The sequence below is a fragment of the Collinsella aerofaciens genome, from assembly GCF_019131995.1.
GTDB lineage: Bacteria > Actinomycetota > Coriobacteriia > Coriobacteriales > Coriobacteriaceae > Collinsella > Collinsella aerofaciens_S.
This window is the reverse complement of the sequence record NZ_JAHONA010000029.1, coordinates 23,215-29,481: the sequence shown is the minus strand read 5'-3', so window position 1 is coordinate 29,481 and position 6,267 is coordinate 23,215. Positions and strand designations below refer to the sequence as shown.

The 6,267-nt window shown below is 56.1% G+C and carries 5 protein-coding genes; 1 reads left to right on the top strand and 4 read right to left on the bottom strand.

From position 1 onward, the window contains the following. Nucleotides 1-796: 796 nt before the first annotated feature. Nucleotides 797-1,063, top strand: a complete 267-nt coding sequence (locus tag KSY82_RS08565) for a ribbon-helix-helix protein, CopG family (RefSeq protein ID WP_055309982.1) — start codon at nucleotides 797-799, stop codon at nucleotides 1,061-1,063. 157 nt (nucleotides 1,064-1,220) lie between these two features. On the opposite strand, the gene KSY82_RS08560 is transcribed toward KSY82_RS08565, so the two are convergent. From KSY82_RS08560 to KSY82_RS08545, 4 genes are all read right to left on the bottom strand, one after another. Continuing rightward, a complete protein-coding gene (locus KSY82_RS08560; RefSeq protein ID WP_217750929.1) occupies nucleotides 1,221-2,174 on the bottom strand; it encodes a tRNA dihydrouridine synthase in 954 nt (317 codons plus the stop codon). Between the two features lie 378 nt (nucleotides 2,175-2,552). Then, complete coding sequence (locus tag KSY82_RS08555) at nucleotides 2,553-2,708, bottom strand: hypothetical protein (RefSeq protein ID WP_117746131.1); 156 nt, start codon at nucleotides 2,706-2,708, stop codon at nucleotides 2,553-2,555. 30 nt (nucleotides 2,709-2,738) lie between these two features. Beyond that, nucleotides 2,739-5,507, bottom strand: coding sequence for a magnesium-translocating P-type ATPase (gene mgtA / locus KSY82_RS08550; RefSeq protein ID WP_254881777.1), 2,769 nt, complete (start codon nucleotides 5,505-5,507; stop codon nucleotides 2,739-2,741). Between the two features lie 270 nt (nucleotides 5,508-5,777). After that, the gene (locus tag KSY82_RS08545) at nucleotides 5,778-6,260 is read right to left on the bottom strand and encodes a winged helix-turn-helix domain-containing protein (protein WP_217750930.1); all 483 of its coding nucleotides are present in this window, start codon (nucleotides 6,258-6,260) and stop codon (nucleotides 5,778-5,780) included. Nucleotides 6,261-6,267 lie beyond the last annotated feature (7 nt).

Genomic DNA, 6,267 nt, shown 5'->3' with positions numbered 1-6,267 from the left:
GACCCAAACATGTACACCAGCATCCAAAGTCGACATTTTTCGACATCTTTGGATGCTGGCGTACAGCTTTTTGGTAGTCATGGACGCTCTTGGCCGGCTAATTGTTTGAGGAGACCTTTGGATTATGGCTGTTTGACGCCTCTGGAAAGGTTTCCGAGAGGGCTGTGGTCAAAAAAGAGCAAATATGAGTACTGCTACCTGTTTAGTAGCAGCGATTTTGATCACTTCAGGAACTATTCAACGTTCCACTCGTCCGCAGACGACGTTATTTCTCCTCATATGTTCAATACAAGTAGCTCTTAATGGGAACAAATCTCATCAGGAGCTACAATTTATAGCAAATAAATGCAACCATAATGGCAACAGTACTCATATTTGCCCTTTTTTGACCACGACCCTCCAGAATAGTCGCTGAGAGCGACACTAAATGACAAAATCCGACACTTGAACGTTCTTATATGAGTAGCCATTGAAGGACACCTAACGACTACTCCCATTCGCGACACACTGTGTCGCGAATTAAGCTGGCCCCATTACCGAAGACCAGTGAGAGCTCCTGCCCAGAATCTCAATAGCTTAATAAAGGGCTCCCCTCCGGAAGTTCAATGAGCATCCAAATTCCAAGCTGAAAAGCAAAGGAGTATCGAAGCCGTCAATGCTCATTTCCTATCGAACAGGCAGGTCAAAACAAGCTAATTAGCCCGATGAACTGCTTGTATTTTTGTCTACAAAATTGTATACAAAAAGAGAATCCGAGAACCGGCGCTCGACATTATGTCGATCGATAGGAGGCGCCATGGATGCTAAGCAGCTCGAAAAGATGATGGGGTTTGCTCCCGGAGAGTTGAAGAAAGCCGCGGAAGCCTACGAAAAAGATGAGTGGCCGAAAGGTCACACCATCAAGTTGGGAAGGCCACCAATCTCCGATGAGCCGAGCGTCGTTATATCAGCACGTGTGGGCGAATCGATTCTTGAGGCGTTTGACGAAAAAGCCAAACGCCATGGGCAAACACGCACGGAGCGGCTCAGAGAGCTCATTACACTTGATGCACTGATTGCCTAGGCCCGCTCCCCCGTCGGACCCAAACATGTACACCAGCATCCAAAGTCGACATTTTTCGACATCTTTGGATGCTGGTGTACAACTATTTGTGGGTAGTCATCGGGGACGTTCTTAAATGACTAGTCGTTAAAGAACGTCCCCAATGGCCAATGACTAGCTAGCCGTGGAAGCGGGCTGTGGGTGCGAGTGGCTGCTCGCGAAAGACGCGCTCGACGGCGGCGCGGTATTCGTCGACCTTTTTGGTCTTACGTACGAGTTTGTGAACGGTAGCGGGGTCGGCGAAAGCGCACTTGGCGTAGAACCACCACTCCTTCATACGAAAGACCGCATTACCGCCAATCTCTTCTGCATAGGCCGCAAACAGCGTATCGTGGAAACGCTGCAGCTCAGCAGCCGTTGCAGTGGGGCCGCCCTTGACCATGCGAGCCAGCGCGGGGTTCGCAAGCAAGCCACGCCCCAGCATCACATGGCGTGTCCCGGGATAGGCCTCCACCAGTGCGTCCATATCCTCAAGATCGAAAATGTCGCCGTTATAGGCCACGGGGAACGGCGCGCGCTCCAGCGTCTCGCCATAAAACTCTTTGCGCGTCGAGCCCGTATAGCGGTCCTTCTGTACGCGCGGATGCACGATCAGCTCTGCCAGCGGCATGTGGCAATATAGATCGAGCACGCGCTCGTATTCGTCGTCGCTCTCCAGCCCCAGCCTGGTCTTTACCGATACCGGCAACGGCGACCGCTCGCACACATCACTCAAGAACACCTCGAGCTCGTCGAGATTGCGCAAGAAACCCGAGCCCTTGCCCTTAGCGACAACCGTTCCCGAAGGGCAACCCAGGTTGAGATTGACCTCCCGATAGCCCATGTCGGCGAGCACCTGTGCCGCCCACACAAACTCGTCCGCGTTCTTGGACATGAGCTGGGGCACCACGTTGAGCCCTTGGTTGTTAGCCGGATCGACTTCCTTAAACGCCTTGCCGCCAAAGCGGTTTCCCACCCGCGGCGGCGGCAAAAACGGCGTGTAATAGCAATCGAGCGCACCGAAGCACTCCGCATGCACGCGACGGAACACATGCCCGGTAATCCCCTCCATAGGGGCAAGCGAAAGAATCATCTACTCTTCTCTCATATCAACGGATGTGACAAAGGAACCGCCCCCTTGTTACATGCATTATGCCTTGTGCTTCAGATGATTCACAAGGCAGAGGTAGCTGCTTGACGATAATCACCCTTCCATCCGTCGCCTTACGCAACGAAGGTGAATGCTTTTCCGCGAAGTGAACGGGTGAAATCGGACCCTCGATGCATCGACACTTTGGGAAGGCCAATTCCTGCGGTTTTATCACTCAAATCCTGCGGTTTTAGCGTCGAAAAACGTGGGTGCTTCAGGGGTCCAAATTAGGTCGTTCACTTCTCGGGAAACCATTCACCTTCGATTTACTGGTGCTTATAAACAGCGAGGGGGTCGCCCGGCAGGCGGCCCCCTCGCTTGTTATTCATCCCTCGGCAGCGGTTTCATGCTCCAAAAGACAACGTTCATAATCACGACAACCACCAACACCACGCCGTTGGCCACCCAAAAGCCCATGTTAAGGCCGAGCCACTCCGTGGTGCCAAACAAGTCCATCCAAATCTGCGTCCAGTTCATGCAAACGCTCCTTTCTGCATCAATCCCCCACTACAGCAGCTCGCCGTAGCGCTTGACGTAGGCCTTCTTAAGGCTTGTCGCCAGCGCCATGTACAGCAAGATGCACGGAATCAGGAACAAGAAGTACTCGACAGGCAGGGCGCCCAGACCCAGCGTGGGGCCAAGCGGGCTAAACGGGATCAGCGTGAGCAGCGCGATGCCCGTCATCGTGAGCAGCATCACCGGAGCCGAGGCACGGCTCTGGATAAACGGCAACTTAGGCGTACGGATCATGTGGATGACCAGCGTCTGGCTCCACATAGACTCGACGAACCATCCAGCCTGGAACAGCGCGATGTAGGCCAGCTGCATCTGCTCCAGCGCGGCGCCCGAGTAGACGCTCGCCAGGTCGTTGAACAGCACGCCATGGCTCACGAACAGGGGGCAGAAAACGAAGTACATAAAGATATAGGTCATAAAGTCGAAGATGGAGCTGGTGGGCCCGATCCAGATCATGAACCTGCCAACACTCGAAGCGTCCCAGGTACGCGGCACGCGCAGGAACTCCTCGTCCACGTTGTCCCAGGGAATCGCCAGGCAGCTGCAGTCATAGATCAGGTTGAGCAGGATCAGCTGGATGCTCATCATCGGCAAAAACGGCAGCAGGGCGGATGCGGCAAGCACGCTGAACATATTGCCGAAGTTGGAGCTTGCGGTCATCTTGATGTACTTGATCATGTTGGCGTAGGTCTTGCGCCCCTCGATGATGCCCTCCTCGAGCACCATCAAATCCTTCTCGAGCAAGATGATATCGGCCGACTCCTTGGCCACGTCGACCGCAGTATCGACCGAGATGCCGATGTCGGACGACTTCATGGCCGAGGCGTCGTTGATGCCGTCGCCCATGTAGCCCACCACATGACCGTTTGCACGCAGCACGGACACGACGCGCGCTTTTTGATCGGGCGTAAGCTTGGCAAAGACCTGCACGTCCTCGGCGCGACGAGCGAGCTCGGCGTCGTCCATTGCGGCGATATCGCTGCCGAGCAGCATGTTGTTGACCTCGAGTCCCACCTGCTTGCAGATGGTGCGCGTGACCTTCTCATTGTCGCCGGTCAAGATCTTGGTGGCTACACCGTGGTTGCGCAGCGCCTCGATAGCATCGGCCGTGGACTCTTTGGGCGGATCCAAAAACGCCAGGTAGCCGATCAGCACCATGTCGCGCTCATCATCGGCGCTAAAGGCACCGACAGGCGACGGGTTGGACTTTTGAGCGATTGCCAACACGCGGAAGCCGTCGTCGTTAAGGTCGGCGACCGTTGCCAAAATGCGCTCGCGCACCTCGTCGTCCAGCACGTGAACGCCGCCGTCAATCTCGGCATGCGAGCACACCGACAGCATCTCCTCGACTGCACCCTTGGTGACCATCTGGGTTTTGCCGCTTCGATCGCGCACCACGGTGGTAAGGCGACGGCGCGTAAAGTCAAACGGCACCTCGTCGACCTTCACATAGGCCTCGGAAAGGTCGGTGAGACTCGGGTCGTTTTGCTCCTCTTCCTCGGTGCATTTGATGATCGCCAGATCCATCAGATTCTTGTAGCCCGTCTGGAAATAGCTGTTGAGGTAGGCATGGCGCAGAACGCGCGAATCCTCCTGGCCATCGATGTTCCAGTGATACTCCAGCACCACCTGGTCCTGCGTCAGCGTGCCAGTCTTGTCCGTGCACAGCACGTCCATCGCGCCAAAGTTTTGAATCGAGTTGAGGTTCTTAACGATGGTCTGCTTTTTGCTCATAGCCACGGCGCCCTTGGCAAGGCACGTGGTAACGATCATGGGCAGCATCTCGGGCGTCAGACCCACGGCAATGCTGATGGCGAACAGGCCGGCATCGAGCCAATTGCCCTTCGTGACGCCGTTGATCAAAAAGACAAACGGAACCATTACCATCATAAAGCGGATGAGCACCCACGAGACGCTGTTGACGCCCTTGGAAAAGCTCGTCTCCGCAGCGTCGTCGGACAGGCTCGACGCCATGGAACCAAACAGGGTCTGCTCGCCCACGCTAAAGACGAGCGCCGTCGCGCTGCCCGATATCACGCTGCTGCCCATGAGGGCAATGTTCTCGAACGACGTGGCCGAATCGGACTCGGTGCAGGTCGTGGGGACCTTCTCGACCGGCTCGCTCTCGCCCGTCAGGCTGGCCTGGCCCACAAAGAGGTCCTTGGCCTCGATAATCCTCACGTCGGCGGGAATCATGTCACCGGCGGACAGATGCACGATGTCGCCGACCACCACGTCGTCGATGGGAATCTCGGTCCTGGGGACATCCTTGCGGGTGACCGTCACGGTGGTCGTGATCATGTCGAGCAGCTTTTCGGCCGCATTGCCGCTACGCGCTTCCTGGACATAGCGCAGCGTGCCCGAAAGAACCACCATCGTGGTGATGATAATCACCGTCAGCGGGTCAAAGTCCTCCGGCGTGTTGCCCATCATCGACAACGCCGGGAATATCATGTCCGTCGTTGCCGAGATAATGGCTAGGAAAAACAGGATTGCCGTAAAGGGATTGACGAATGCATCCGCGAGCTTGCGGACAAGCGACTTTTTCTTGCCGCGCGTGACCACGTTGCGTCCGTTATCGGCCTCGCTGTGCGCGACCTCGTCGCGGTCCAGACCACCCAGGTTCGAGCCCACCCAGGACATGGCGTCCATCAGCGGGATAGTTGCCGCATGCTGGATGCGGCCCTCTGCACGATGCCTGATCAGTTCGTTTTGCGCCTGGACTGCAGATGGCGTATGGCGCATATTCAGCTTCTTCAATTGCCTTGCTCCGTTCTGTCGATCGGATGCAGAGCCGTCTAGCCGCGACGCCCGCCATTAAGGTGGACCTGCGCCGGCAGACATCGCCCTGCCTTGCTGGTACTGTCACTGCCGCTCACGGTCCTCACCTTCCCTTCGCGTCTGCGACTGTCCTTAGAATAGAAAAGCCGCAAGACCGGGCACATGGCTGGTTTCTTGCGGCTTTCTTGCGATTTGGCAAGGATTGTCAGAGTGGCTTTTGGGGTCGATAGAAGCGGACGATTCAACGCGTTACTCGGCTATTTTATAGCCCACACCCCAAACAGTTAGCAGGTACCGGGGATTGTCGGGCTCGGGTTCAATCTTCTTTCGGATCTTGCGGACAAAGGCCATGATGTTACTGTCATCGAGCAGATATTCGTCTTGCCATACAGCGCGATAGATTTCCTCTTTGCTAAAGACTGTGCCCCGGTTGCTCGCCAAAAAGGCCAGGATATCGAATTCTTTGGGCGTGAGCGAAACGGGCGCGCCCGACACTTTAACGGTGCGCGAAGCCAGATCGATGGAAAGATCGCCGATAACGATGGGCTCCGCAGCGGCACTTGTCTGCGAGCCGGCAACTGTCAGTTCTATGGCGGTCAGCCCGCCCGATGCGATATCGGCAAACACGGGTGCAAGTTCGAGAGCGGCGGCGCTACCGGACGAGAACAGCGCGTTGCTGAGCTCGGCGGCCTCTGCCGGCGTAATCGCTATGTTGGTTCTGTTGGTACGCATAGAACCG

Coding starts and splice junctions, on each gene's coding strand:
- KSY82_RS08565 (WP_055309982.1), top strand. CDS start 797: ATGGATGCTAAGCAGCTCGAAAAGATGATGGGGTTTGCTCCCGGAGAG.
- KSY82_RS08560 (WP_217750929.1), bottom strand. CDS start 2,174: ATGATTCTTTCGCTTGCCCCTATGGAGGGGATTACCGGGCATGTGTTC.
- KSY82_RS08555 (WP_117746131.1), bottom strand. CDS start 2,708: ATGAACTGGACGCAGATTTGGATGGACTTGTTTGGCACCACGGAGTGG.
- KSY82_RS08545 (WP_217750930.1), bottom strand. CDS start 6,260: ATGCGTACCAACAGAACCAACATAGCGATTACGCCGGCAGAGGCCGCC.